General features: G+C 74.1%; 21 protein-coding genes. 15 read left to right on the top strand and 6 right to left on the bottom strand.

Going from position 1 to position 26,004, the window contains the following annotated elements; genetic code table 11:
- Positions 1–108 precede the first annotated feature (108 nt).
- Positions 109–849, top strand: coding sequence for a hypothetical protein (locus ACFYML_RS23280; protein ID WP_387422651.1), 741 nt, complete (start codon positions 109–111; stop codon positions 847–849).
- Positions 850–857: 8 nt separating this feature from the next.
- On the opposite strand, the gene ACFYML_RS23285 is transcribed toward ACFYML_RS23280, so the two are convergent.
- The gene (locus tag ACFYML_RS23285; RefSeq protein ID WP_387422652.1) at positions 858–1,886 is read right to left on the bottom strand and encodes an alpha/beta hydrolase; all 1,029 of its coding nucleotides are present in this window, start codon (positions 1,884–1,886) and stop codon (positions 858–860) included.
- A 281-nt stretch (positions 1,887–2,167) separates the two neighbouring features.
- Here ACFYML_RS23285 and ssb point away from each other — a divergent pair, with 281 nt between their 5' ends.
- From ssb to ACFYML_RS23300, 3 genes are all read left to right on the top strand, one after another.
- Entirely contained in the window at positions 2,168–2,914 is a 747-nt protein-coding gene (gene ssb / locus ACFYML_RS23290; protein WP_387422653.1) for a single-stranded DNA-binding protein, read from the top strand.
- Between the two features lie 90 nt (positions 2,915–3,004).
- On the top strand, positions 3,005–4,021 hold the full coding sequence (locus ACFYML_RS23295; protein ID WP_387422654.1) for a cobalamin biosynthesis protein: 1,017 nt from the start codon (positions 3,005–3,007) through the stop codon (positions 4,019–4,021).
- Positions 4,018–5,571, top strand: coding sequence for a cobyric acid synthase (locus ACFYML_RS23300; RefSeq protein WP_387422655.1), 1,554 nt, complete (start codon positions 4,018–4,020; stop codon positions 5,569–5,571). The genes ACFYML_RS23295 and ACFYML_RS23300 overlap by 4 nt, the downstream gene beginning before the upstream one ends.
- Here the strand turns inward: ACFYML_RS23300 and ACFYML_RS23305 are convergent.
- A complete protein-coding gene (locus tag ACFYML_RS23305; protein WP_387422706.1) occupies positions 5,565–5,966 on the bottom strand; it encodes a rhodanese-like domain-containing protein in 402 nt (133 codons plus the stop codon). The two genes, ACFYML_RS23300 and ACFYML_RS23305, sit on opposite strands and share 7 nt — an antisense overlap.
- Before the next feature lie 355 nt (positions 5,967–6,321).
- Here ACFYML_RS23305 and ACFYML_RS23310 point away from each other — a divergent pair, with 355 nt between their 5' ends.
- The 4 genes from ACFYML_RS23310 to ACFYML_RS23325 all read left to right on the top strand — a co-directional run bounded on the left by ACFYML_RS23310 (position 6,322) and on the right by ACFYML_RS23325 (position 10,587).
- Positions 6,322–7,062: a uridine kinase gene (locus ACFYML_RS23310; protein WP_387422656.1), complete on the top strand. Its 741-nt coding sequence runs from the start codon at positions 6,322–6,324 to the stop codon at positions 7,060–7,062.
- A gap of 45 nt (positions 7,063–7,107) precedes the next feature.
- Positions 7,108–8,460: a dipeptidase gene (locus ACFYML_RS23315; RefSeq protein ID WP_387422708.1), complete on the top strand. Its 1,353-nt coding sequence runs from the start codon at positions 7,108–7,110 to the stop codon at positions 8,458–8,460.
- A gap of 93 nt (positions 8,461–8,553) precedes the next feature.
- Positions 8,554–8,760 (top strand): hypothetical protein, encoded by a 207-nt coding sequence (locus ACFYML_RS23320; protein ID WP_357440937.1) that lies wholly within the window; start codon positions 8,554–8,556, stop codon positions 8,758–8,760.
- Positions 8,761–8,994: 234 nt separating this feature from the next.
- Positions 8,995–10,587 (top strand): ATP-dependent DNA ligase, encoded by a 1,593-nt coding sequence (locus tag ACFYML_RS23325; protein WP_387422657.1) that lies wholly within the window; start codon positions 8,995–8,997, stop codon positions 10,585–10,587.
- An 84-nt stretch (positions 10,588–10,671) separates the two neighbouring features.
- On the opposite strand, the gene ACFYML_RS23330 is transcribed toward ACFYML_RS23325, so the two are convergent.
- A complete protein-coding gene (locus ACFYML_RS23330; protein ID WP_387422658.1) occupies positions 10,672–11,487 on the bottom strand; it encodes an SURF1 family protein in 816 nt (271 codons plus the stop codon).
- Positions 11,488–11,650: 163 nt separating this feature from the next.
- Here ACFYML_RS23330 and ACFYML_RS23335 point away from each other — a divergent pair, with 163 nt between their 5' ends.
- Together ACFYML_RS23335 and ACFYML_RS23340 are read left to right on the top strand one after the other, a co-directional pair.
- The gene (locus tag ACFYML_RS23335) at positions 11,651–13,018 is read left to right on the top strand and encodes a cobyrinate a,c-diamide synthase (protein ID WP_387422659.1); all 1,368 of its coding nucleotides are present in this window, start codon (positions 11,651–11,653) and stop codon (positions 13,016–13,018) included.
- Positions 13,015–13,584, top strand: coding sequence for a GNAT family N-acetyltransferase (locus tag ACFYML_RS23340; protein WP_387280153.1), 570 nt, complete (start codon positions 13,015–13,017; stop codon positions 13,582–13,584). The genes ACFYML_RS23335 and ACFYML_RS23340 overlap by 4 nt, the downstream gene beginning before the upstream one ends.
- 122 nt (positions 13,585–13,706) lie before the next feature.
- Here ACFYML_RS23340 and ACFYML_RS23345 read toward each other — a convergent pair whose 3' ends face one another.
- Entirely contained in the window at positions 13,707–15,842 is a 2,136-nt protein-coding gene (locus tag ACFYML_RS23345) for a transglycosylase domain-containing protein (RefSeq protein WP_387422660.1), read from the bottom strand.
- 133 nt (positions 15,843–15,975) lie between these two features.
- Here ACFYML_RS23345 and cobC point away from each other — a divergent pair, with 133 nt between their 5' ends.
- Genes cobC through cobA form a run of 3 tightly spaced genes read left to right on the top strand, consistent with a single transcriptional unit; the run spans position 15,976 to position 19,392 of the window.
- Complete coding sequence (cobC, locus tag ACFYML_RS23350; RefSeq protein WP_387422661.1) at positions 15,976–17,079, top strand: Rv2231c family pyridoxal phosphate-dependent protein CobC; 1,104 nt, start codon at positions 15,976–15,978, stop codon at positions 17,077–17,079.
- Positions 17,079–18,146, top strand: a complete 1,068-nt coding sequence (gene cobT / locus ACFYML_RS23355) for a nicotinate-nucleotide--dimethylbenzimidazole phosphoribosyltransferase (RefSeq protein WP_387422709.1) — start codon at positions 17,079–17,081, stop codon at positions 18,144–18,146. The genes cobC and cobT overlap by 1 nt, the downstream gene beginning before the upstream one ends.
- 37 nt (positions 18,147–18,183) lie before the next feature.
- On the top strand, positions 18,184–19,392 hold the full coding sequence (cobA, locus tag ACFYML_RS23360; RefSeq protein ID WP_387422662.1) for a uroporphyrinogen-III C-methyltransferase: 1,209 nt from the start codon (positions 18,184–18,186) through the stop codon (positions 19,390–19,392).
- A gap of 178 nt (positions 19,393–19,570) precedes the next feature.
- Here cobA and otsB read toward each other — a convergent pair whose 3' ends face one another.
- Positions 19,571–22,132, bottom strand: coding sequence for a trehalose-phosphatase (gene otsB, locus ACFYML_RS23365; RefSeq protein WP_387422710.1), 2,562 nt, complete (start codon positions 22,130–22,132; stop codon positions 19,571–19,573).
- A 29-nt stretch (positions 22,133–22,161) separates the two neighbouring features.
- Entirely contained in the window at positions 22,162–23,562 is a 1,401-nt protein-coding gene (locus tag ACFYML_RS23370) for a trehalose-6-phosphate synthase (protein ID WP_073836622.1), read from the bottom strand.
- Positions 23,563–23,874: 312 nt separating this feature from the next.
- Here ACFYML_RS23370 and ettA point away from each other — a divergent pair, with 312 nt between their 5' ends.
- Both ettA and ACFYML_RS23380 read left to right on the top strand, forming a co-directional pair.
- Positions 23,875–25,551 carry an energy-dependent translational throttle protein EttA gene (gene ettA, locus ACFYML_RS23375; protein WP_387422663.1) on the top strand — a complete coding sequence of 559 codons (1,677 nt, stop codon included), beginning with the start codon at positions 23,875–23,877 and terminating at the stop codon, positions 25,549–25,551.
- Entirely contained in the window at positions 25,544–25,987 is a 444-nt protein-coding gene (locus ACFYML_RS23380; RefSeq protein ID WP_357440968.1) for a thioesterase family protein, read from the top strand. The genes ettA and ACFYML_RS23380 overlap by 8 nt, the downstream gene beginning before the upstream one ends.
- Positions 25,988–26,004: the final 17 nt, after the last annotated feature.

A 26,004-nucleotide genomic window follows, 5' to 3' on the forward strand; every position in this document is an offset into this window, starting at 1 on the left:
GGTGGTCGCGGGCCACGTCGGTGATCAGGGTCGCACGAGGTGTCCCGCGCCGGCACCCGGGTTAGCCCCGCCCGCCGAGCGTCCGGCCCGGTTTGTACCCTCTGCGTCGTGTTGCTCGACCAGGAAACCGAGAACGAGGTCGTCCACGAGCTGTGCCAGCTCCTCGGGCGTGCCATCCTGCCCGTCAGCCGGTTCGACCGACCGGGGGCGGCCGCCGACGGCTACGGTACCGCCTTCTTCTACAGCGAGTTGGTCGGCTCGACCGACGACGGGGACGTGGTGCATGAGTGGTTGCTGACCGCGGACGCGTGCGCCGGGGCGCCGTACGGGGAGATCGGTCTGCGGCCGAGCGTCACCGAGCCGGCGGGCGTGGCGTCGGACGCCATCCTGCTGCCCGACTTCGCCGGTCAGTGGCTGCACCTTCCGGAGGTGGGGCTGGCCGCCATGCCCACCGGCGGGCTGCACGGGCACGCCGAGGACCGGGGCTGGCACTGGCGTACCCAGCAGGTCACCGAAGCGGTGGCTGCCGGGGCCGACGCGGTCGCCCGGGTGGGCGCGGAGCCCGGCTCGGCGTTCGTGCTGGCGCTCGGCGTCGCCGAGGACGGGTCGCGGCCGCTGGAGGCGGTGGTCGAGCGGGTCGCCCGGGTCGGCGACGACGTGTGCGTCACCACCGAGCTGCCCACGGGGTACGTCGGCGCGCCGGCGTTCGCCGTCGAGGCGGCCCCGGGCGGCGAGCTGGCGCTGCGCTGCCTCGGCCTGGTGCTGCCCGGCGCGGACGGCGGCCATCCGGTCGCGACCTTCGACCGTATACAGTCGGCGCTCACGGCGGCCATCGCCGGCTACCGCTGACCGTCGGCTCAGCCGTCGGCCGCCGCGCCGGCCCGGTCCTCGACCGGTAGCCGAGCCGCCGGCGGGCCGTCCGGCGCCGGCTCGGTCGGCCCGGCGCCGAGGAACGCCTCGGCCCACCGCCCGGCCTCGGCGAAGACCTTCTCGCGTACGGCGGGGCCGGACAGCGTCAGGTCGTGCAGCCCGCCGTCGAAGCGGGCCAGCGTGACGTGCCGGCCGAGCCGGGGCGCCCAGCGGACCATGTGTTCCACGTCGAGCACCGCGTCGGCAAGGGTGGCCGACTCGTGCCACTTCGTGCCCCGGTAGCTGCGCGTCGAACAGGCCAGCAGTACGGGCACGGGGATGTCCAGGCCGGCCCGGAGCTGCCGCTGGCCGGCGCGGACGGCGTTGATCCAGCCGGCCCGCACCGGGAACCCGGCGAGTGGCTTCCAGGCCAGGTCGTACCGCCATTCGCCGCGGTGGTCGACGTGCAGGCTCTCGCCGTACACGGTGCCGACCCCGAACGGGAGGATGCGGTGCGGCGCCCGGCGGCCCAGCCGGGAGACGGCGGCCGCGAGGGGTCGACGGACCAGCCAGGGTGCGTTGATGTCGAAGAACGGGCTGTTGAGAAAGAGCCCGTCGACCAGGCCGGCGTCCCGGCGGGCGCCGGCCCAGAGCGAGATGATCAGGCCGCCGGTGGAGTGGCCCATGGCGAGCAGGGTGTCGTGCCCCTCGTCCGTCCGGATGATCTCGGCGGCGGCGTCCAGTTCGGGGAAGTAGTCGCTGAGGTCGTGGCAGAAGTTCGGGGTCTGGTGCGGCAGCAGGCTGCGGCCGTACTTGCGCAGGTCGAGCGCGTAGAAGTCCCAGCCCCGCGCGGCGTAGAAGTCGGCCACGTGGGTCTGGAAGAAGTAGTCGACGAAGCCGTGGACGTAGAGCACGGCCCGGCCGGTGGGGCGTTCGGCCCGCCGGCGGACCAGGGTCGCGACGACCGGTCCCTCGTCGTCGGTGCCCAGGTCGATCGTCCGCCGCTCGTACGGCGGCCCCAGCACGTCCGGTTCCACGACCCGACGGTACGCCGCCAAGCTACCCGGCGGTAGCCCCGCCCTGCTGGCCTGCCCCGTCCACCCGTACCGGTCCGGAACTCGCCGCACCCGCCGGTCCGTTCGATCAGGTGGCGGCGCAGGTAGTCGACACTAGGCCGATGGCAGCTAGCAGACGGCGACCATGATCAGGTCGTTGTCCACAGGCCGGTCCGTCGTCCACAGCCGGGGCGGCGCGGCTGGTGGCCGGGACGCCGCCGGTCGAGGCTCGGTCCGACAAGCCGAGTCTCCGTGGAGGGACGATGTTCGACACCTACGTCACAGTCGTCGGCAATGTGCTGACCGCGCCCGAGTGGCGCCGTACCACCCAGAGCAACACCCTGGTGGCCAACTTCAAGGTCGCCTCCACCGCCCGCCGCCTCGACCGGGACTCCGGCCGCTGGGTCGACGGGAACAGCCTGCGAGTGCGGGTGAACTGCTGGCGGAAGCTGGCCGAGGGGGTGGCCGCCTCGGTGGCGGTCGGTGACCCGGTGGTCGTCGCCGGTCGCCTCTACACCCGCGACTGGACCGACGACGCGGGCAATCACCGCACGCTCTACGAGTTGGAGGCGGTCGCGGTCGGGCACGACCTGTCCCGGGGGCGGGCCCGGTTCCTGCGCAACCGGCCGAGCATGACGACCAGCACCGTCGAGGATGCCGAGGCGGAGCGCCGGGTGCACGGCGAGGCGACCGAGCCGGTGCCGGTGGCACAGACGCCGGCCTCGCTCGACGACCGGCCGTTCGACGACGACTTCGAACTGCCGGAGTTCGACGCCCAGCGCGCAGGGCACGGCGTGCCCGGCGACCCGGACGGACCGGCGGATGACCTCGACGAGCTGGCCGACCCGTTTGACGGCCGCACCGCCGGCACCGCCGACGACGCGGCGGACGACGAACTGGCCCCCGAGCCCGACGACGGCACGGGCGAGCCCGCCCCGGAGCGCGACGTCGAGGGGTTCACGCCAGCGGGCCGGGGCCGGCGCGGCCGGCGGACGCCGGTGCCCGCCTGATCGTCGGGTCGTGCACGGGGGAGCGGGGTGGTGACGCCGGCGTGGCCACCCCGCCGTACGACTAGGCTGGCCGGCCGGAGGTGGTGCGGGGTGCGGCAGGCGACCGCCATGGCGAACGCGGCGGGGCTGGTGGCGGGCTACGCCCTGGACTCGCTGCTCGGCGATCCTCGCCGGTGGCATCCGGTGGCCGGCTTCGGTCGGGCGGCCGGCGCGCTGGAGCAGCGGATCTACCGGCCCGACCGGCCCGCGGGCGCGGCGTTCACCGCGCTCGCCGTCGGTACGCCGATGCTCCTCGGCGCTGCCGCCGCCCTCGCCACCCGGCGTCGGCCGGTGGCCCGCGCGGTGCTGGTGGCCGCCGGCACCTGGACGGTGCTGGGTGGTCGCACCCTGCGCCGCGAGTCGACGCTGATGGCGCGGGCGCTGCGCGACGGCGACCTGCCGGGTGCCCGTCGCCGGCTCAACCACCTCTGCGGTCGGGATCCGGCGGCGCTGGACGAGCCGGAGCTGGCCCGGGCCACCGTCGAGTCGGTCGCCGAGAACACCTCCGACGCGGTCGTCGCGCCGCTGGTCTGGGGCGCGATCGCCGGGCTGCCCGGCCTGCTCGGCTACCGCGCGGCGAACACGCTCGACGCGATGGTCGGTCACCGCTCACCCCGCTACGCCCGCTTCGGCACCCCGGCCGCCCGCCTGGACGACCTGCTCAACCTGGTCCCGGCCCGGCTGACCGGGCTGCTCACCATCGCGGTCGCGCCGATCGCGTACGGGGACCGCGGGTCCGCCTGGCGGGTGTGGCGCCGGGACCGCAACGACCACCCGAGCCCGAACGCCGGGCAGTGCGAGGCCGCCATGGCCGGGGCGCTCGGCGTGCGGCTGGGCGGCCGGAACGTCTACTTCGGGCGCTCAGAAACCCGGCCGTTCCTCGGCGACGGGCCCCGGCCGGAGGCGCGGCACCTGAAGCGGGCCGCCCGGATCTCCGGCGCGGTCGGGCTGGCCGCGCTCGGCCTCGCCGCGGGGTACCCGCTGACCGTGGGCCGGCTGGTGGGCGCCGCCGGCCGCGCCGCACTGCGCGGGCTGGGCGGGCCGGTGCGACGGGGGAGTGGGCGGTGAGCGGCGGGCTGCTGGTCGCCGGCACCACCTCCGACGCCGGCAAGAGCGTGCTCACCGCCGGTATCTGCCGGTGGCTGCGCCGTCAGGGTGTGCGAGTGGCGCCGTTCAAGGCGCAGAACATGTCCAACAACTCGGCGGTGGTGGTCGGCCCGGACGGGCGGGGCGGCGAGATCGGCCGGGCCCAGGCGATGCAGGCCGCCGCCTGCGGGCTCGCTCCGGATCTCCGCTTCAACCCGGTGCTGCTCAAGCCGGGCAGCGATCACGCCAGCCAGGTGGTGCTGCTCGGCGAGGCCGTCGACACCGTCACCGCCGGCAACTACCGCCAGCTGCGGCCCCGGCTCGCCGAGACGGCGTACCGGGCGCTGGACGAGCTGCGGGCCGCGTACGACGTGGTGATCTGCGAGGGGGCCGGCAGCCCTGCTGAGATCAACCTGCGGGCCGGTGACTACGTGAACATGGGGCTGGCCCGGCAGGCCGGGCTGCCCACCATCGTGGTCGGTGACATCGACCGGGGCGGCGTGTTCGCCTCGATGTTCGGCACGGTCGCCCTGCTCGACCCGGCCGACCAGGCCCTCGTCGCCGGCTTCGTGATCAACAAGTTCCGGGGCGACCTGGGGCTGCTCCAGCCGGGGCTGGACATGCTGCGCCGGGTGACCGGCCGGCCCACGTACGGGGTGCTGCCCTGGGAGCTGGACCTCTGGCTGGACGCCGAGGACTCACTGGCGTACGGCCGGGTGCTCGGCCGGCCGGCGGCACCTCGGGGCACCGACTGGCTCGACGTCGCGGTGGTCCGGCTGCCCCGGATCAGCAACGCCACCGACGTCGAGGCGTTCGCCACCGAGCCCGGCGTCCGGGTGCGGCTGACCATCGAGCCGGCCGAGCTGGCCGCCGCCGACCTGGTGGTGCTCCCCGGTTCGAAGTCGACCGTGGCCGACCTGGCCTGGCTGCGGGAGACCGGCCTGGCCGACGCCGTCCGCGCGCACGCCGCCGCCGGTCGGCCGCTGCTCGGCATCTGCGGTGGGTTCCAGATGCTCGCCCGGGTGATCCACGACCCGGTGGAGAGCCGCCAGGGCAGCGTCCCCGGGCTCGGGCTGCTGCCCGTCGAGATCACCTTCGACCCGCACAAGACGGTCCGCCGCGCCGCCGGCACGGCCGCCGGAGACGTGCCCGTCCACGGTTACGAGATCCACCACGGGCAGGTCTCCGCCGCCGACCCGGGGCTGGCGCCGCTGCTGAGGTACGCCGACGGCACCGGCGAGGGCGCCCGGCTCGGCCCGGTGCACGGCACCCACTGGCACGGCGCCTTCGAGTCCGACGCCTTCCGCCGCCGGTTCCTCACCGAGGTGGCCGGGATGGCCGGGCGGACGGGCTTCAAGGTCGCCCCGGACACCGCGTTCGCCGCCGCCCGCGAGCGGACCCTGGATCTCCTCGGTGACCTGGTCGAGGAGCACCTGGACACCGAAACCCTCTGGCGGCTGGTCGAGTCCGGGCCGCCGCCGGGCCTGCCGTTCATCCCGCCCGGCGCCCCGCCCGTGACCGGGTCTCAGTAGCGCACGTCGGCGGGGCGCTCGGACATCGGCAGTCCGGCCTCCTGCCATCCCTGCACCCCACCGATCATGTCGGTCGCGTGTCGCAGGCCGAGCGTCTGGAGACTCGCCGCGGCCAGACTGGAGCTGTAGCCGTGGCGGCAGACCACCACGACCACCCGGTCGTACCCGGTCGCCTCCGGGATGCGCCAGGCGCTGGCCGGGTCCAGCCGCCACTCCAGCGCGGTCCGTTCGATCACGATCGCCCCGGGCAGCTCGCCCTGCTCGCGCCGGTGCGCCTCGGTACGCGTGTCGACCAGCAGCGCACCCTTGCGGACCGCCTCGACGGTCTCGTGCGGGGTCAGCCGGTGGAGCCCGGCCCGGGCCTGTTCCAGCAGGGCGTCGACGCCCGGACACATCACGTCATGGAGCACCACCCGATGATGCCGGTGACGACGCCGACCCGACCGGCGAACGGCCCGCTGCACCACAGGATCCAGCGGACGGGGGACGTTCTCCGCCACGGAAGCGGTAGGCCGCAGCACGGAACCTGGGTCCGCTCCAGATCCCGCCAACGGCGGTGTCCGTACCCGGCGCCATCGCCACACCCGCACGAAGTGTGCACGCCCACTGGGCGCGGTCAGGCCACACCTGCCGCGAAAGTGGCCCCTCGCGGCACCCGTAGGCCACCGTTTCCGTGAAACTGCACCCTCCGGCAGGCGCGCCCACCGGGTGGCCGATGAGGTGGCGGCGGGCGACGCTAGCGTCGGTCGGGTGACGGCGGTGGTGGCGGTGGTCGAGGCGTACGCCGGGTTGGCGCGGCGGGTGCTCGCGGAGCCGGCGCGGCTGGGGCGTACCCGACTGGTGGCCGTGGACGGGCCGAGCGGCGCGGGGAAGAGCCTGTTCGCGACCCGCCTCGCGGACGCCCTCGCCGCACTGCCCGGCGGTGAGCGGCCGCCGGTGGTCCGCACCGACGACCTGCTGGACGGCTGGGACGACCAGCTCACCTTCTGGCCCCGACTGGAGCGGTGGGTGCTCGCGCCGGTACGCGCGGGCCGGCCGGGGGCCTACCGCCGGTACAGCTGGCTGCGGCGGTGCTTCCTGGACGGGGCGGTGCCGGTGCCCGCCGGGCCGGTGCTGATCGTCGAGGGGGTGAGCGCCGCCCGCGCGGCGATCCGGCCGGAGCTGACCCTGTCGGTGTTCGTCACCGCGCCCGCCGAGCTGCGGCTGTCCCGCGCGCTCGCCCGCGACGGCGCGGAGATCCTGCCCGAGCTGCGCCGCTGGCACGTCGGGGAGCGGGCACACTTCGCCGCCGACGGCACCGAAGCCGTGGTGGACGTCGTGGTCGACGCCGCGCCCACCCTGCCGCACGAGGCCGACCGGTACTACGTCCGCCGCCCCCGGCCGGACCGGGTCCCGCGCACCCGTCAGGTGGTTGGTGCACCGGTACCGGCGCCACCGGGTCCCGGCAGCGGTGCTCTCCGGGCAGGTCACGGGGACGGGCTCGGGCGGTGACCCCGGTAAGGCCGGCATACGATGCCGGTCATGACCACACCGATCATGTCCGAGTCCGAGGTACGGGCCGCCGTCGAGCGTGAGCTGCCCGGAGTCCGTGCCGACCTGGAACGCCTCGTCCGCATCCCGGGCATCGCCTTCGACGGCTTCGACCACTCGCACCTGGAGCGCTCCGCCGAGGCGGTGGCAGAGCTGCTGCGCGGCTGCGGCCTCGACACCAAGATCGTGCGTTCCGGCGGCCAGCCGGCGGTGATCGGGAAGAAGCCGGCCCCGCCCGGCGCGCCCACCGTGCTGATGTACGCCCACCACGACGTGCAGCCGGTCGGCGACCTGTCGCTGTGGGAGTCCGACCCGTTCGAGCCGGTGGAGCGGGACGGCCGCCTCTACGGCCGGGGCGCGGCCGACGACAAGGCCGGCATCATGGCGCACATCGCCGCGCTGCGTGCCTTCGGCGACCGGCTCCCGGTCGGCGTGGTCCTGTTCATCGAGGGCGAGGAGGAGTACGGCTCGGACTCGCTGGAGCAGCTGCTCATCGCGCACCGCGAGGAGTTGGCGGCGGACGTCATCGTCATCGCCGACTCGACCAACTGGGACGTCGGCGTGCCGGCGCTGACCACCTCGCTGCGCGGCATCGTCAACTGCTTCGTCGAGGTGCGCACCCTCGACCACGCCGTGCACAGCGGCATGTTCGGCGGCGCCGTGCCGGACGCCCTCACCACCCTGGCCAAGCTGCTCGCCACGCTGCACGACGCCGCCGGGAACGTCGCTGTCGAGGGCCTCGTCGGCCGGGAGGGCGCCACGGTCGACTATCCCGAGGACCGGTTCCGCGCCGAGGCCGGGCTGGTCTACGGGGCTGAGCTCTTCGGCACCGGCCGGATCACCGACCGGCTCTGGACCAAGCCGGCCCTCGCGGTGCTCGGCATCGACGCCCCGGCCACCGGGGAGGCGCCGAACGCGCTGGTCCCGGCCGCCAAGGCCAAGCTGAGCGTACGGCTGGCGCCGGGCGACGACCCGAAGCGGGCGTACGCGGCGCTGATCGCTCACCTGGAGAAGCACGCGCCGTGGGGCGCGCAGGTGACGGTGACCTTCGAGCACGACGGCGCCCCCTGCGTCATCGACGCCACCGGGCCGATGTTCGAGGCGGCGCGGGCGGCCTTCCGGGGCGCCTGGGACGGCGTCGACCCGGTCGACATCGGCGTCGGCGGTTCGATCCCGTTCATCGCCACCTTCCAGGAGATGTTCCCCGAGGCGGCGATCCTGGTGACCGGCGTCGAGGACCCGCACGCCCGGGCCCACGGGCCGAACGAGAGCCTGCACCTGGGCGAGTTCGCCCGGGTCTGCCTGGCCGAGGCGCTGCTGCTGGCGAAGGTCGCCGAGGCGGGCGCGAACCGGGGCTAGTTTCCGGCCCCGCCCGGTGTCGGAAGCGTAACTTCGCAGCCGATGTCGCAGTTTGCCGTGTGTCGGGCGCGGGGGTGTTATAGCCTCTCGAACATGCGTACGAACGACGAGATGGCGCGGCTCCAGGCCGCCGTGAGTGCTCTGGGGGACGTCGACGTCTCCGCGTGGCCCGAGGACACGCTCAAGGAACAGCTCGGCGAGCTCTCCGCCGCGCTGGTCGCGCTCGACACGCTGCTCACCCGGATCGCCGACGAGGTCCGCGCGCGTGGCCTGCGGATCGAGGAGCCGGTCTCGGCCTGACCGGGGCCGGCTCCGCCGCGCCCGCCGCTTCCCGGATCGATCCACCGATCGCCCGCCGCCCGATGAGCGCACTTCAACCGAAAGAGTGCCTATCCGACGCGGAGTGGCCACACTTTCGGTGAATCTGCGCAAGCAGGGTGCGGGGGCGGGGTGGTGTTGGGCGTCCCGGCCGGGTGGCGCGCGGGACCCGTCGCCCGGCCGGGATGCGACATCCCGTCGGAGGTGGCTGGCAGGATGGGACACGTGCGGTTCCTCGACCTGGCGGCCACCTCCGCCGCGGTGGGCGCCACCAGCGGCCGGCGGGCCAAGGTGGAGCTGCTCGCCGCCGCGCTGCGGTCGCTCGACCCGGCCGAGGTCCCGGCGGGCGCCGGCTATCTCGCCGGTGAACTGCGCCAACGGCAGACCGGCGTGGGCTGGGCCAGCCTGCGCGACCTGCCGCCGCCGGCCGCCGAGCCGACCCTGACCGTGGCCGGCGTCGACGCGGCGATCGACGAGCTCGCGGCGGTCCGCGGTCCCGGCTCGCAGGCCCGCCGCCGCGAGCTGCTCGGCCGGCTCTTCGCCGCGGCCACCGCCGACGAGCAGCGGCTGCTGGTCGGCCTGTTCAGCGGTGAGCTGCGCCAGGGCGCCCAGGCCGGCCTGCTCGCCGACGCGGTGGCGCGGGCCGCCGAGGTGCCGCTGGCGGCCGTCCGGCGGGCCCTGCTGCTCGCCGGCGACCTGCGCGAGGTGGCGGTCGCGGCGCTCTCCGGCGGCGCGGCGGCGCTGGCCGGCTTCGGGCTCCAGGTGGGCCGTCCGCTGGCCCCGATGCTGGCGCAGAGCGCCCCCTCGGTGGACGAGGCGCTCGCCGCCACCGGCACCCCGGCGGTGGTCGACGTGAAGCTCGACGGCATCCGGATCCAGGTGCACCGCTCCGGGCAGGACATCGCGGTCTTCACCCGCAGCCTGGACGACATCACCGCCCGGCTGCCCGAGGTGGTGGCCGCCGTCCGCGCCCTTCCGGCGCGGGAGTTGGTGCTCGACGGCGAGGCGATCGGGCTGGACGCCACCGGCCGCCCCGTGCCTTTCCAGGAGACCTCCAGCCGGGCCGCCCGGCGTACCACGCCCAGCACCACCGGCGGTACGGCGGTGGCCCCGGCCGTGCTCGCCGCCGCTGAGCGCACCGGCGACACGGTGCTTACCCCGTACTTCTTCGACCTGCTGCACCTCGACGGGGTGGACCTGATCGACCTGCCCGGCCGGGAACGCTGGGCCGCGCTGGCCGGTGCGGTCGACCCGTCACTGCTGGTCGGGCGGATGGAGGTGGACGGCCCGGAGCAGGCCGGCGCCGCCTTCGCGGCCGCGGTCGACGCCGGTCAGGAGGGGGTGGTGGTCAAGGACCCGGCCGCCCCCTACGATGCCGGCCGGCGTGGCTCGGCGTGGGTCAAGGTCAAGCCCCGGCACACCCTCGACCTCGTGGTGCTGGCCGTGGAGTGGGGTAGCGGGCGCCGGCAGGGCTGGCTCTCCAACCTGCACCTCGGCGCTCGGGACCCGCACACCGGCGAGTTCGTCATGCTCGGCAAGACGTTCAAGGGGCTCAGCGACGAGTTGCTGCGCTGGCAGACCGAGCGCTTCCTCGACCTGGCCGTGGAGAAGGGCGACTGGGTGGTCCGGGTCCGCCCCGAGCAGGTGGTCGAGATCGCGTTCGACGGGGTGCAGACCAGCAGCCGCTACCCGGGTGGCGTGGCGCTGCGGTTCGCCCGGGTGGTGCGCTACCGGGACGACAAGACGGCCGCCGAGGCCGACACCATCGACGCGGTCCGGGCCATCCACGCCGGGCGGCCCACCGGGTGAGTCGGCGGCGCCGGAGGCGGTACGCGGGCCGCCCCGACGCCGCAGTGTGCCCGCCGGTGGACCGGCCCGATCAGTGCGGGTCGGTCAAGTGGCGGCGGGCTCGGCGGCCCGGTCGACCGGCTTACGCGGCTTGTCCAGGCCGGCCGCGTGCCGCGCCTCCCGGCGCGCCACCCAGCCGTAGCCGAAGAGGCTCATGGCGGCGAAGAGCCACCACTGCACCACGTACCCGAAGTTCTGCCAGTTGTTGGTGTGCCCGATCGGGACGGCCTGGAAGGTCGGGTCGGCGGCCGGCGTCTGCTGGTCGAGCAGGACGTAGCCGCCGGCCACCGGGTAGGGCAGCTGCCTGGCGAGGCGGGGGAGGCTGATCCGCCGGGTCTCCAGCTTGCCGTTGCGCCGGTCGACCGCGCCGCCACCGCTCTCGCTGGCCACCACCCGGCCGGTGACCGTCACGTCGCCGCTGGGCGCGGCCGGCACCGGCGGCTGGGCGGTGGCGTCGCCGCCCGGGGCGGGCGGGATCCAGCCCCGGTTGACCAGCACGGCGGTGCCGTCTTCGAGGACGAGCGGGGTGAGCACCTCGAAGCCGACCTCCCGACCGATCGTGCGGCCGCGGACCAGGACCAGGTTCGAGGTGTCGTACCGGCCGGTGACGGTGACCTTGGACCAGGTGAGCTGGTCGGCCGGGGCCGGGCCGGTGGTGCCGGGCCCACCGGTCGGGGCGGGCAGGGCGTCGCGCAGCGGCGCGGGGGTCATGGTGGAGCCGGCGTCGATCCGCTCGTTGATCGCCGTACGGCCCCGGTAGCGGTCCAGCTGCCAGTTGCCGAGGAACACCATCACCGCGGCGGCGACCAGGGTGAGCGCGAGATAGCCCAGCCAGCGCGGGGTCAGCAGGAACCGGTACACGTCACAGAAGGCTACCCGTATGAGCCGGGCCACTGACCCGGACCGGGCCGGAACCGGTCGGCCGGCGGCCCTCGCCGGTCGGTCCCGGCGGGTATGGTCACGCGGGCGGAAATCACCGCGCACCGCCCACCGCGTACGTCCCGTCGCCTACGAGGAGTCGATGATGACCGTCGTGCCGCGCGTCGTGCTGAGCGCGCCCTCCTCGGGGCACGGCACCGGTGCACTCTCCCTCGGTCTGCTGGCCGCCCTCGCCGAGCGGGGGCTGGACGTGGCGGGCTTCAAGATCGGGCCGGACCAGGTGGACGCGGCGTACCTGGGGTTGGCCGCCGGGCGGCCGGGGCGGAACCTGGACCCGCGGCTGGTCGGGCCGGCGCGGATCGCGCCGCTCTTCGCACATGGCAGCGCGGGGGCGGGCTTCGCGCTGGTGCAGGGCACCCTCGGGCTCTACGACTCGATCACCGGCCGGCCGGAGGCCGAGTCCACCGCCGCCGTCGCCACCGCCCTGCGCAGCCCGGTGGTGCTGGTGGTGGACGTGGCCGCGATGGGCCAGTCGGTGGCCGCCCTGGTGCACGGCTTCCGCGCCTACGACGAGCAGCTCTGGCTGGGCGGCGTGATCCTCAACCGGGTGGCGTCGCCCCGGCACGAGGCGATGCTGCGCCTGGCGCTCGACGACGTCGGGGTGCCGGTCTACGGGGCGCTGCGTCGCCACGAGCTGCCCCCGGCGCTCCCGGCCCGCCGGCACGGCATGGTCCCGGTGGTCCAGCGGGACGGCGAGGCGCTGCGGGCGGTGGGCCGGCTGGGCGAGGCGGTGGCCAGCACGGTCGATCTGGACCGGCTGCTGGTGCTGGCCCGCTCCGCGCCAGAGCTGGCGGTCGAGCCCTGGTCGCCCACGTCGGTGGGCGGCTCGCCGGCCAGGGAGCGGCCGGTGGTGGCGCTGGCCGGCGGCCCGGGCGGCAGCTACAGCCACCCGGAGACGGCCGAGCTGCTGCGCGCCGCCGGGGCCGAGGTGGTCACCGTCGACCCGCTGCGGGACGAGGCGCTGCCCGCCGGGACCCGCGCCCTGGTCGTCGGCGGCGGGCTCCCCGAGTCGTACGCGGAGCAGCTCTCCGCCAACCGCCGCCTCTGCATCGCCGTGGCCGAGCTGGCCCGCACCGGTCGACCGGTGATCGCCGAGGGCGCCGGGCTGCTCTGGCTGGCCCGGGAGCTGGACGGGCAACCCATGTGCGGGGTGCTCGACGCGATCGGGTCGAGCCGGGACGGTCTGGTGATCGGCTACCGGGAGGCGGCCGCCAGCACCGACAGCGTGCTGGCCCCGGCCGGCACGAAGGTGGTCGGGCACAAGCAGCACGCCGCCGTGCTCACTCCGCGGGCCGGCGAGCGGGCGGCGTGGAGCTGGCCGACTGGTGCCCCGGAGGGCTTCGTCTGGCGGGGCGTGCACGCCTCGCAGCTCGTGCCGCACTGGGCCGCGTACCCGGAGATCGCGGCCCGGCTGGTCGCGGCAGCCGTGGCGCCGGCGGAGGCCCCGGCGTGATCGGGCAGGTGGCAGTGCGCCGCTTCCCGGCGCTGACCGTCTCCACCCCGCGCACCGAGGTACGCCCGCTCGCGGCGGCCGACGCCGAGGCGGCGGACGAGGTGTTCGGGGACCGGCAGACTCAGCGCTGGCTGCCGCTGGCCGAGTCGTCGGGGCGGATCGACGGGCGCGCCTGGTGCACCGAGCTGGCCCGGCAGCGCCGGGACAGCGGCGACGGTGACCACTACGGGGTGGTCCGGCGGGAGGACCAGCGGGTGGTCGGCTGCCTCTGGACCCGGCGCACCGACTGGGGCGCCCGACTGACCGAGGTGTCGTACGCGATCGCGCCGCACGCCCGGGGCTACGGCCTGGCGGCCGAGGCGGTGGACGCGGTGGCCATCGCGCTGATCCTGGAGCACGGCTTCCAGCGGGTCGAGCTGCGGGTGGCGCCGGGGAACGTGGCGTCCCGGCGGGTGGCCGAGAAGGCCGGTTTCAGCTACGAGGGCCTGCTCCGCAACGCGGGGTTCGTCCGCGGCGCCCGCGTCGACCTCGAAATCTGGTCCTTCGTCGCCGCCGACCTCCGCTGACCCTCCCAGCCCGGCAGGGCCCCGCCGCAGCACAGCGATCAAGAGGTTCGCGTCAGGATCCGGGGTCCTGGCCGCAAACCTCTTGATCAACTAACCCGGGCGCACCCCCGGGTCGTCGTGCGTCAGCCGACGATCTGGTCGGACGGTGGGGTGAACTGGCGGGTGGGCTGGCCCTTGAGCGCGTCGCGCAGAGTCATCGCCACCGCTTCGACGGGCACCTGGGACAGCCCGTCACCCACCGCGTTGAACGGGTTGTCCGGGTCGGCGATGAAGCTCGCCGCGGCCAGCTCCGGGGTGTAGCCGGCGAACCAGGCGGACCGGGTGCTGTCGGTGGTACCCGTCTTGCCGGCGACCGGGCGGCCGACCGTGCCGCGGACGCTGTCGGCGGTGGACCAGCCGCCGCAGCCGCCCTTGGCCGGGGTGTCACCGGTCGGGCAGCGGGCGGCGTCGGTGGCGGCCCGGGCCGCGTCCGCGCTGACCACCTGCCGGCAGCGCGGCTTGGCGACCTCCCGCTCCACCCCGCCGGCGGTGGTGTACATGGCCGGCGTGCCGTCCCGGTTCAGGATCGAGTTGACCGGGATGGCCTCGCAGTACCGGCCGTCGGCGGCCACCGCGGCGTACGCGTTCGCCATCTCCAACGGGGTGGCGTCGGAGACGCCCAGGGTGAACGCGCCCCACTTGTTCGCCTTGTCCGGCGAGGCGTGGTCACGGTCCACGTCGGTACGCCAGCGCAGCCCGAGCTGCTCGGCCAGGCGCACCCCCTTCTCCGCGCCGATCTTCTCCTCCAGCTGCACGAAGAAGGTGTTCACCGATTTGCCGAAGCCGGACCACATGGTCTGTACGCCGGTCATCGCGCCGCTGGCGTTGACCGGGGCCCACCCGTCGTAGATGGCCGACTGGTACTTGAACGGCGAGTTGATGGTGTCGGAGAGCTTCGTCCCGGAGTTGAGCGCGGCGAGCATCGTGAACATCTTGAACGTCGATCCGGCCTGGTAGCCGGGGAGTGTCCCCCCGCCGAGCAGCGGCGCGACGGTGTTCGGATAGTTCGCCTTGACGTTCGGGCCGGCCTCCGGGTTGGAGCTGTTCGGGTTCTCGCTCAGGTCGAGCGAGTAGGTCCGGTTCACCGCCATCGCCTTGATCCGTCCGGTGCCCGGCTCGGCGACCACGATTCCGTTGGCGAACGGGCTGCCGGTGCCGTCCTTGGCCCCCACGTTCTTCTCCGCCGCCTCCTGGATCTTGGGGTCGAGGGCGAGCACGATCCGGTAGCCGCCGCGGCGCAGCTTGTCCATCCGTTCCAGGCGGTTGGCCCCGAACGCCGGCTGCGAACTCCACCAGTTCTTCAGGTAGTCGCAGTAGAAGCCCCAGGTCGCCCGGTACTTCTCGAGGAGCGCGGCGCAGTCGTTCGGCGGGTTGGTGAGCCGCAGCCGGATCGGCTCGGCCTTGGCCCGGGCGGCGGCGTCGGGCGACAGGAAGCCGAGGCGGGACATGTTGTCGAGCACGTAGTTGCGCCGGCCGGTGGCGTCCTTCTGGTCGGAGGTGATCGGGTCGTACTCCGACGGGGACTTCACCAGGCCGGCCAGGGTGGCCGCCTCGGTCGGGGTGAGGGTGGCCGGGGTCTTGGAGAAGAAGATCTGTGCGGCCGCGTAGATCCCGTACGCCCGGTGGCCGAAGTAGGCCGAGTTGAGGTAGCGCTCGAGGATCTGTTCCTTGCTGAGGTGCTTCTCGATGTCGAGCGCCATGCGCATCTCCTTGACCTTGCGCAGGCTGGTCTGCTGGGTGGCTTCCTGGACCTCCTTCGGGGTCTTCGCGCTGTCCCGCAGGGCCATCCGGACGTACTGCATGGTCAGGGTCGAGGCGCCCTGGGAGACGCCGCCGGAGCGGGAGTTGGCGACGAAGGCGCGGGCCACGCCCTTCGGGTCGACGCCGCGGTGCTGGTAGAAGCGGTTGTCCTCGGCGGCGACGATCGCCTGCTGCACGTTCGGCGAGATGTCCTGGATCTTGGTGTACTGCCGGTACTCCTCGTAGAACATCGTCAGCACGGTCTTGCCGTCCGGCGCGTAGAGGTACGAGGTCTCGGCGGGTAGCGCGGTCTTGAGGATGTTCGTCTTCTGCTCCACTGCGTGTGCGGTGGCCTTGGCGCCGATGCCACTGAGGGCGGCCAGTGGAAACATCGCGGCGGAGACCACGATGCCGGCGATGAGCCCGGCGCGGAGGAGGAGAACGGCACGACCAGCGGAGGCACGGGGTCGGTTGCTCACGAGGTCAAGCTATGACATTTCCGATTCGGAAATGAGAAGAATTCATAAACGGGCGAGCGGGTCGAGCGGTGGTGACGCGTCCCACGCCGGGATCCGCTGTCCCGGGCGGCGGCTTCCCGGCAGGATCGCGGACATGCGTGCTCAGCTGACCGGGGCGCCGGCCGCCGCCGGGCCGGGAGCGGACCGGCGGGACGAGCCCGACCTCGGGCACCACGGGGACGCCGAGGCGACCCCGGGGCTGGTCGACCTGGCCGTCAACGTCCGCCGCGCCCCGATGCCCGACTGGCTGGCCGACCCGCTGGTCGCAGCGCTGGGCGAGCTGGCCGCGTACCCCGATCCCGGTCCGGCCCGGGCCGCCGTCGCCGCCCGGCACGGGCGTACCCCGGAGGAGGTACTGCTCACCGCCGGCGCGGCGGAGGGCTTCGTGCTGATTGCCCGGGCGCTGCGCGACGCCCGGCGACCGGTCGTGGTGCACCCGCAGTTCACCGAGCCGGAGGCCGCGCTGCGGGCCGCCGGGCACGCCGTCGAGCGGGTGCTGCTCGACCCGGCCGACGGCTTCCGGCTCGACCCGGCCCGGGTACCCGCCGACGCCGACCTGGTGCTGGTCGGTAACCCCACCAACCCCACCTCGGTGCTGCACCCCGCCGCGCAGGTCGCCGCGCTCGCCCGCCCCGGCCGGGTGCTCGTGGTCGACGAGGCGTTCGCCGACACCACCGTCGCCCCGGGCGTGGCCGGCGAACCCGAGTCCCTGGCCGACCGCCGCGACCTGCCCGGCCTGGTGGTGGTCCGCAGCCTCACCAAGACCTGGGGGCTGGCCGGCCTGCGGGTCGGCTACCTGCTCGGCGAGCCGGCGCTGCTCGCCCGGTTCGCCGCCGCCCAGCCGCTGTGGGCGGTCTCCACCCCGGCGCTCGCCGCCGCCACCGCCTGCGCGTCCCCGGCCGCCGTGGCGGCCGAGCGCGCCATCGCCGCCGGGCTCGCCGCCGACCGCGAGTACCTGGTGGCCCGCCTGTCCGGCCTCCCCGGGGTACGCGTCGCGGGCCGCCCGGCCAGCGCGTTCGTCCTGGTCCACCGGCCCGGCGCCGCCGAGGTGCGGGAGCGGCTGCGCGAGCGCGGCTGGGCGGTACGCCGGGGCGACACCTTCCCCGGGCTCGGCCCGGACTGGCTGCGGATCGCGGTGCGCGATCCGGCGACGACCGACGCGTTCACCGACGTGCTGGCGGAGATCCTGGAGGCATGATGCTGGAGTCCACCGTGGCGGCGATCCGGCCGCTCGACGAGCCCGCCATGGCGGCGGCCCGCGAGCTGCAGGGCCGGCTGACCAAGCCCGCCGGCTCCCTCGGTGCGCTGGAGCCCCTCTCCGTACGCCTCGCCGGGCTGGCCGGGGCCTGCCCGCCGCCGCTGCCCGAGCCGGCCGCGGTGGCCATCTTCGCCGGCGACCACGGCGTGCACGCCCAGGGCGTGACCCCGTGGCCGCAGGAGGTCACCGCGCAGATGATCGGCAACTTCCTGGCCGGCGGCGCGGTGGTCAACGCGTTCGCCCGGCAGGCCGGCGCCTCCGTCACCGTGGTCGACGTCGGCGTCGCCACCCCGCTCCCGGTCGACGCCACCGACCCGGCCGGGCCCCGGCTGGTCGCCGCGACCGTCCGCCCCGGCACCCGGGACATGACCGTGACCGCCGCGCTCACCAGGGACGAGGCGCGGGCGGCGGTGGAGACCGGCATCCGGATCGCCCGGGAACTGGTCGACGCCGGGGCGGGCATCCTGCTGACCGGTGACATGGGCATCGGCAACACCACCCCGGCCGCCGCGCTGGTCGCCGCGTTCACCGGGGCCGACCCGGCCGAGGTGACCGGGCGCGGCACCGGGGTGGACGACGGGACGTACGCGCGGAAGGTCGGCGTGGTGCGGGCGGCGCTGGACCGGCACGCGCCGGACCCGGCCGACCCGCTGGGCGTGCTGGCCGCGGTCGGTGGGCTGGAGCATGCCGCGCTGGCCGGGCTGGTCCTGGGGGCCGCCGCGCGCCGGGTGCCGGTGCTGCTGGACGGGGTGATCGCGGTCAGCGCCGCGCTGGCGGCCGCCGCATTCGCACCCGACGCGGTCGGGGCGATGGTCGCCGGGCACCGCTCCGCCGAGCCGGGCGCCACGGCCGCCCTGCGGCACCTCGGCCTCGACCCGCTGATCGACCTCGGGCTGCGCCTCGGTGAGGGCACCGGCGCGCTGCTCGCGCTCCCGGTCGTCACCGGCGCGGTCCGAGTGCTGCACGAGGTGGCCACCTTCGACTCGGCGGGCGTGGCGGAGAAGTGAGCGAGCGGAGCATGAGGCTCGGTAGCGAGGCGGCGGCGTGACTGGCAACCCGTACCCCCTCGGGCTGCGGCTGGCCGGCCGGCGGGTCGTCGTGGTGGGTGGGGGAGCGGTGGCCACCCGGCGCGTGCCCGCGCTGCTCGACGCCGGCGCGGACGTCCTGCTGGTCGCGCCGGAGCTCACCCCGGCGCTGCGGGCGCACGCCGACGCGGGCCGGCTGCACTGGGTGCCGCGCCGCTTCGCCCCCGCCGACCTGGACGGTGCCTGGCTGGTCCAGGTGGCCGTCGACGACCCGGCCGCCGCGGCCGCGGTCAGCGCCGTCGCCGCCGAGCGCCGGATCTTCTGTGTCCGCGCCGACGACCGGGCGGCGGCCACCGCGTGGACCCCGGCGGTCACCCGGCACGGCCCGGTCACCGTCGCCGTGCTGGGCGGCGGCGACCCGCGCCGCGCGATGGCCGTCCGGGACGCCGTCCGCGACCTGCTGAGCGTGCGTCCCCAACCGTCCGGTAGGACCGGCGGCGCACCCGGACGGGTGGCGCTGGTGGGCGCGGGGCCGGGTGATCCGGAGCTGATCACCGTGAAGGGTTGGCGGTTGCTCACCGGGGCGGACGTGGTGGTCGCCGACCGCCTCGTCCCCGGGCTGCTCCTCGACGAGCTGCGCCCCGATGTGGAGCTGGTCGACGCCTCGAAGATCCCGTACGGGCCGTCGCGCGCGCAGGAGGAGATCAACCGGATCCTGGTGGACCGGGCCCGGGCCGGGAAGTTCGTGGTCCGGCTCAAGGGCGGCGACCCGTACGTCTTCGGTCGGGGCGGGGAGGAGCTGCTGGCCTGCGCCGAGGCGGGCGTACCGGTGACCGTGGTGCCCGGGGTGACCAGCGCCGTCGCCGTACCCGCGGTGGCCGGTGTGCCGGTCACCCACCGGGCGGTGGCGCACGAGTTCACCGTGGTCTCCGGCCACCTGGCCCCCGACTCGCCGGCGTCCCTCGTCCGCTGGGAGGCCCTCGCCGGCCTGCGCGGCACCCTGGTCGTCCTGATGGGCCTGAAGAACCTCGCCGCGATCAGCGCCACCCTGGTCGCCCACGGCCGCACGGCGGAGACCCCGGTGGCCGTGGTCCAGGAGGGCACGACCAGCGGCCAGCGGACACTCCGCTCGACGCTCGGCGCGGTGGCGGTCGACGTGCTCGAGGCAGGCGTCCGCCCGCCCGCCATCGTCGTCATCGGCGACGTGGTGGGGGTGCTCGACGTCTGACCCGGCTCGTCGTCGGGGGTTTCCGGGAGCCCGCTCGCTCCGGGCGGTCAGGCTTGATCCCTGCGCGAGCGGGCTCCCCGGAAACCCGGTTGTGGGTGGGGTCCGTCCGTCGGTGTGCGGGAGCAATGAACGGCGGCCGGAGACTCCTCGTCTCCGGCCGCCGATGTCGCTGGTCAGGTCACTGCTTGAGCATGTTGTCCAGCAGCAGGGCGCAGCGGATCAGGCCGAGGTGGCTGTACGCCTGCGGGTGGTTGCCCAGGCCGCGCTCGGCGAGCGGATCGTACTGCTCCGGGAGCAGCCCGGTCGGGCCCGCCGTGTCGATCATCTGGACGAACAGCTCCTCCGCGTCGGTGCGCCGGCCGGTGCGCAGGTACGCCTCGACCAGCCACGCCGTGCAGATGTGGAAGCCGCCCTCCCGGCCGGGCAGGCCGTCGTCCCAGTGGTACCGGTAGACGACCGGGCCGCTGCGCAGGTCCGCCTCGATCTTGAGCACGGTGGAGAGGAAGCGCGGGTCGTCGCCCGGGAGCAGCCCGGACAGGCCGATCCACAGCGACGAGGCGTCCATGTCCTCGTGCCCGTACGCGACGCTGTACGCCTCGGCCACCTCGTGCCAGCCGTACTCCAGCACGTTCGCGGCGATCCGGTCGCGCAGCTCCACCCACTCCGGCCGGTCCTCGTGGCCGTGCTGCCGGACCACGTGCAGTGCCCGATCGACGGTCATCCAGCACATGACCTTGGAGAAGATGTGGTGCCGCGGCGGGAGGCGGGCCTCCCAGATGCCGTGGTCGGGCTCGTGCCAGCGGCGGCGGACCGCCTCGACCATGTTGTCCAGCACCCGCCACTCGTCCTCGCGGACCGAGCCCCGCGCGTCGGCCACCGCGGCGATCAGGTCGGCGATCGGGCCGAAGACGTCGAGCTGCAGCTGGTGGTTGGCGAGGTTGCCGACCCGGACCGGCCGGGAGCCGGCATACCCGGGCAGGGTGTCGATGACCGCCTCGGCGCCCAGTTCGTACCCGTCGACGGTGTAGAGCGGGTGCAGTCGCTCCGGGTGCCCGCCGGTGCGCTCGACCACGCCGTCGATCCAGCGCAGCAGCGCCTCGGCCTCCTCGGTCGAGCCGAGGTCGACCAGGGCCCGAGCGGTCATCGACGCGTCCCGCAGCCAGCAGTAGCGGTAGTCCCAGTTCCGGACGCCGCCCAGCTCCTCGGGGAGCGAGGTGGTCGCCGCGGCGAGGATCGAGCCGCTGGGCTCGTGGCAGAGCGCGCGTAGGGTGAGCGCGCTGCGGGCGACCAGGTCCCGGGCGGTGCCGGGCAGCCGCAGCCCGGCCACCCAGTCCTTCCAGGGCTGCTCGGCGGCGGCCTGCCGCTCGTGGATCGGCACCGTGTGGTGCTCCAGGCTCTGCGTGCCGAAACGCAGCTCCAGCACGACCTGCCCGCCCAGCGCGGACAGGTCGACCACGGCCTTCGCCGTCTCGTTCACCCCGTCGCTGGTGACGTCCCAGTTCAACCCGGGCGAGTAGAGCGCCATCGGCTCGTTGGAGCCGAGCACCAGGAGGCCGTCGTCGATCGGCTGCAACTGCACCGCCACCTGGCCGAACTCCGGCCGAGGGGCGAAGTCCACCCGGGCCCGGCCGGTGCCGGTGAGCACCCGGACCAGCGTCGAGTCGCCGGTGACGACGGCCGGACCGTCCGGGGTGGTCTCCGCCGCCGGCACGTCCAGCCAGTCGGTGACGGTCAGCCCGGACCAGCGGGTCTCCACCGTCATGGTGCCGCTGCGGTAGCGCTGACCGAGCGGGATGCCGCCGCGCTCCGGCGAGATGCTGAAGTGCCCGGCCGGGCTGCCGCCGACCAGGTCGGCGAAGATCGCCGCCGAGTCCGGCTTCGGGTGGCACAGCCAGGTGATCTTGGCGTCCGGGGTGAGCAGCGCGACGGTCCGGCCGTTGGCCAGCATCGAGTGCCGCTCGATCGGCACCGCGCGTTCGCCGAAGAGCCAGTGCCGCCGGGTCTCCAGCAGCAGGCCCAGCGCCCGGGCCGCCTCGATCGGCTCGGCCACCCGGTAGTCGGCCTGGGTGTCGCCGGGGCCGATCTTGATGCCGACGTCCGGGCCGTGCAGGTTGCCGAAGGCGTTCTCGTCGGTGACGTCGTCGCCGATGAAGAGCACCGCGCTCGCCGCGAGCTGGGTGCGAAGCTGGTCGACGGCGGTGCCCTTGTGGGTGGCCACCACCGACAGCTCGATGACCTCCTTGCCCTGCGTGACGGTCACCTCGTCCCAGGTGGCCGGGCCGCTGCGCACCGCCTCGACGGCGGAGGCGGCCACCTGCGGGTCCACCCCGCGGGTGTGCATCGCGACGCTGGCCGGCTTGCGCTCCAGCCGTACGCCGGGGTGGTCGGCGGCGATCTGGCGCAGCGCGTCCCGCAGCCGGGTCCGCACCGCGATCAGCTCGGGGGAGAGCCGCTCGACGAAGCCGATGTCGAACTCCGAGCCGTGGCTGCCGACCAGGTGCACCTCGCTGGGCAGCCGGGAGAGCGTGGCCAGGTCGCGCAGCGCGCGCCCGGAGACCACCGCGACGGTGGTCTGCGGCAGCGAGGCCAGCGCGCGGACCGCGGCCACCGACTCGGGCAGCGGGACGGCCTTGCTCGGGTCCTCGACGATCGGCGCGAGCGTGCCGTCGTAGTCGCAGGCGACCAGGAGCTGCGGAACCCGGGCGATCCGGCCGATGGCGGCACGCAGCTCGGGATCCATGACGGGGTGGGTGGCGGTGCTGGGGGAGTTCACGCCGCCTCCGCATCGGGCACGCCGAGTTCGGTCAGGAACGACTTGGCCCAGTGCCCCACGTCGTGGGTGCGCAGGTGGCGCTGCATTATCCGCATCCGGCGGCGGGCCTCGGGTTTCTCGACGTGCACGGCGCGCAGCAGCGCGTCCTTGACCGCGTCGGGGTCGTGGGGGTTACACAGGAAGGCCTGGCGCAGCTCAGTGGCGGCGCCGGCGAACTCACTGAGCACGAGCGCGCCGCCCTGGTCGGCGCGCGATGCGACGTACTCCTTGGCCACCAGATTCATTCCGTCTCGCAGCGGGGTCACCATCATCACGTCTGCCGCGACGTACATCGCGGCAAGTTCGGAGCGACTGTACGACTGATGCAGATAATGCACCGCCGGCACGCCGACCCGTCCGAATTCACCATTTATCCGGCCGACCTCCCGCTCGACCTTCACTCGAAGTGCCTGGTAGTGCTCCACCCGTTCCCGGCTCGGCGTGGCCACCTGCACCATGACGGCGTCCGGAACTGTCAACTTTCCGTCAGCCAGGAGTTCGCGGAAGGCCTTGAGCCGCAGCTCGATGCCCTTGGTGTAGTCCAGCCGGTCGACGCCCAGGACGATCGTCTTCGGGTTGCCCAACTCCTCGCGGATCTGCTTGGCCCGGGCCTGGATCGCCGGGTCCTCGGCCAGCCGCTCCATCTCCCGGGTGTCGATGGAGATCGGAAAGGCGCCGGCCTTCACCTGCCGGCCGTCGACCTGGATCATCTGCCCCTCGTAGCGCAGCCCGAGCAGGTGCCGGGCGAGCCGGACGAAGTTCTGCGCGGCCAGCCGCTGCTGGAAGCCGACCAGGTCCGAGCCGAGCAGGCCGCGCAGGATCTCGGTCCGGAACGGCATCTGCATGAACAGCTCGATCGGCGGGAACGGGATGTGCAGGAAGAACCCGATCCGCAGGTCCGGCCGCAGCTCGCGGAGCATCGCCGGGACCAGCTGGAGCTGGTAGTCCTGCACCCAGACCGTCGCGCCCTCGGCCGCGACGTCCGCCGCGGCCTCCGCGAACCGGGCGTTGACCAGCCGGTACGTCTCGCGCCAGCGGCGCTTGTAGACCGGGGTCTCCACGGCGTCGTGGTAGAGCGGCCAGATCGTCGCGTTGGACTGGCCCTCGTAGTAACGCTCCAACTCCTCGGCGCTCAGCGGCACCGGATGCAGCCGGATCCCCTCCAGGTCGAACGGCTCCGGCGCGGCCCCGGTGCCGCCGGCCCAGCCGACCCAGGTGCCCTGGTGGTCGGCGAGGACGGGATGCAGCGCGGTGACCAGCCCGCCCGGGCTCCGCCGCCACTGCCGTCCTTCGGGTGTGCTCACCTCGTCGACCGGCAGTCGGTTCGCCACTACGACAAAGGAGCTACGGACGGTCACGATCGGCCACCTCCGGGTGCTGACGGGTCCACCGCGATGAGCGTACTGAGCGTATCTGCGGCGTCTGTTCCCCCGTGCGGAGTCAGGTACCCGTCCCACCCCAACCGAACCACAGACGTGATCTTGTAGACAACCCCCGACGAGCACCTCGACCAGTCACTCGGGGCGGGGTGATGTGGGCGGAGCCGGCCGTACCTGTCAGGATTGACGGTGGCGTGCGCGTGGCCGGCCCCGGCCGGCGGCGGCGGGCGGAGATGCCGACCCGCGCCCGTGCCCGCGACCCAGACGCAACCGACGGAGGTAGCCCGCACCGTGGCCCAGTTCATCTACGTCCTGGAAAAGGCGCGCAAGGCGCACGGCGACAAGGTCGTGCTCGACAACGTGACGCTGAACTTCCTGCCGGGGGCCAAGATCGGTGTGGTCGGCCCGAACGGCGCCGGCAAGTCCAGCCTCCTCAAGATCATGGCAGGCTGGGACCAGCCGAGCAACGGCGAGGCCCGGCTGATGCCCGGCTACACCGTCGGCATGCTGGCGCAGGAGCCGCCGCTGAACGACGCCAAGACCGTCCTCGGCAACGTCGAGGAGGCGGTCGCCGAAACCAAGGCCAAGCTGGAGCGGTTCAACAAGATCGCCGAGCAGATGGCCACCGACTACTCCGACGAGCTGATGGAGGAGATGGGCAAGCTCCAGGAGGAGCTGGACAACGCCGACGCGTGGGACATCGACTCCAAGCTCGAGCTGGCCATGGACGCGCTGCGCTGCCCGCCGCCGGACACCGACGTGACCAAGCTGTCCGGCGGTGAGCGCCGTCGGGTGGCGCTGTGCAAGCTGCTGCTGGAGGCGCCCGACCTGCTGCTGCTCGACGAGCCCACCAACCACCTGGACGCGGAGAGCGTGCAGTGGCTGGAGCAGCACCTGGCCAAGTACGCCGGCACGGTCATCGCGATCACCCACGACCGGTACTTCCTCGACAACGTGGCCGGCTGGATCCTGGAGCTGGACCGCGGCCGGGCCATCGGCTACGAGGGCAACTACTCCACCTACCTGGAGAAGAAGGCCGCCCGGATGGCCGTCGAGGGGCGCCGCGACGCCAAGATGAAGAAGCGCCTCGACGAGGAACTGGAGTGGGTCCGCTCCAACGCCAAGGCCCGGCAGACCAAGTCCAAGGCCCGGCTCGACCGGTACGAGGAGATGGCCACCGCGGCGGAGCAGACCCGCAAGCTGGATTTCGAGGAGATCCAGATCCCGCCAGGTCCCCGACTGGGCAGCACCGTTATCGAGGCGAGCAGCCTGACCAAGAGCTTCGGCGACCGGGTGCTGATCGACGGCCTCAGCTTCTCGCTGCCGCGCAACGGCATCGTCGGTGTGATCGGCCCGAACGGCGTCGGCAAGACCACCCTGTTCAAGACCATCGTCGGGCTGGAGGAGCCGACCACCGGCTCGGTCAAGGTCGGCGACACGGTCTCGCTGTCGTACGTCGACCAGAGCCGGGCGGGTCTGGCCGGCGACAAGACGGTCTGGGAGACGGTCTCGGACGGGCTGGACCACCTCCTGGTCGGCAAGGTCGAGATGCCGTCGCGGGCGTACATCGCCGCGTTCGGGTTCAAGGGGCCGGACCAGCAGAAGCCGACCAAGGTGCTCTCCGGTGGCGAGCGGAACCGGCTCAACCTGGCGCTGACCCTGAAGATCGGTGGCAACGTCATCCTGCTCGACGAGCCGACCAACGACCTGGACGTGGAGACCCTCGGCAGCCTGGAGAACGCGCTGCTGGAGTTCCCGGGCTGCGCCGTGGTCATCTCCCACGACCGGATGTTCCTGGACCGGGTCGCCACGCACATCCTGGCCTGGGAGGGCGACGACCAGAACCCGGCCAAGTGGTTCTGGTTCGAGGGCAACTTCGAGGCGTACGAGAAGAACAAGATCGACCGGCTCGGCGCCGAGGCCGCCCGTCCGCACCGGGTGACCTACCGCAAGCTCACCCGTGACTGACCGCTTCGTCTACCACTGCACGCTGCGCTGGTCCGACCTGGACGCGTACGGGCACGTCAACAACTCGCGCTTCCTCACCCTCTACGAGGAGGCGCGGGTGGCGTTGATGTTCGCCGGCGGCCGGGCGTGGGGGGTGGGCTCGTTCGCCGACGGGGTGGTCATCCGCCGGCACGAGGTCGACTACCTGCGCCCGGTCGACTACGCGCTGGGCCGGGCCACCGCGGAGGCGGCGCCTACGGTCCGCATCGAGCTCTGGGTGGAGGAGCTGCGGGCCGCCTCGTTCACCGTCGCCTACGAGCTGTACGACGGCGAGGTGCTGGCCAGCCGGGCCCGGTCCGTCCTCGTCCCGTTCGACCTGGCGGCGCAGCGGCCCCGCCGGATCTCCCCGGAGGAGCGGGCCTTCCTGCTCGGGTACGCGCCGGGGGTGGCGGAGTGAGCGCGCGGAGCGGTTCC

Source organism: Micromonospora sp. NPDC007230, assembly GCF_042869115.1.
In the GTDB taxonomy this organism is placed as follows: Bacteria; Actinomycetota; Actinomycetes; order Mycobacteriales; family Micromonosporaceae; genus Micromonospora.

What these genes read in the sequence shown, in the direction of transcription:
- ssb (WP_387422653.1), top strand. Translation starts at nt 2,168, where the DNA reads ATGTTCGACACCTACGTCACAGTCGTCGGCAATGTGCTGACCGCGCCC.
- ACFYML_RS23305 (WP_387422706.1), bottom strand. Translation starts at nt 5,966, where the DNA reads ATGTGTCCGGGCGTCGACGCCCTGCTGGAACAGGCCCGGGCCGGGCTC.
- ACFYML_RS23315 (WP_387422708.1), top strand. Translation starts at nt 7,108, where the DNA reads ATGTCCGAGTCCGAGGTACGGGCCGCCGTCGAGCGTGAGCTGCCCGGA.
- ACFYML_RS23320 (WP_357440937.1), top strand. Translation starts at nt 8,554, where the DNA reads ATGCGTACGAACGACGAGATGGCGCGGCTCCAGGCCGCCGTGAGTGCT.
- ACFYML_RS23325 (WP_387422657.1), top strand. Translation starts at nt 8,995, where the DNA reads ATGGGACACGTGCGGTTCCTCGACCTGGCGGCCACCTCCGCCGCGGTG.
- ACFYML_RS23335 (WP_387422659.1), top strand. Translation starts at nt 11,651, where the DNA reads ATGACCGTCGTGCCGCGCGTCGTGCTGAGCGCGCCCTCCTCGGGGCAC.
- cobC (WP_387422661.1), top strand. Translation starts at nt 15,976, where the DNA reads ATGCGTGCTCAGCTGACCGGGGCGCCGGCCGCCGCCGGGCCGGGAGCG.
- cobT (WP_387422709.1), top strand. Translation starts at nt 17,079, where the DNA reads ATGCTGGAGTCCACCGTGGCGGCGATCCGGCCGCTCGACGAGCCCGCC.
- otsB (WP_387422710.1), bottom strand. Translation starts at nt 22,132, where the DNA reads ATGGATCCCGAGCTGCGTGCCGCCATCGGCCGGATCGCCCGGGTTCCG.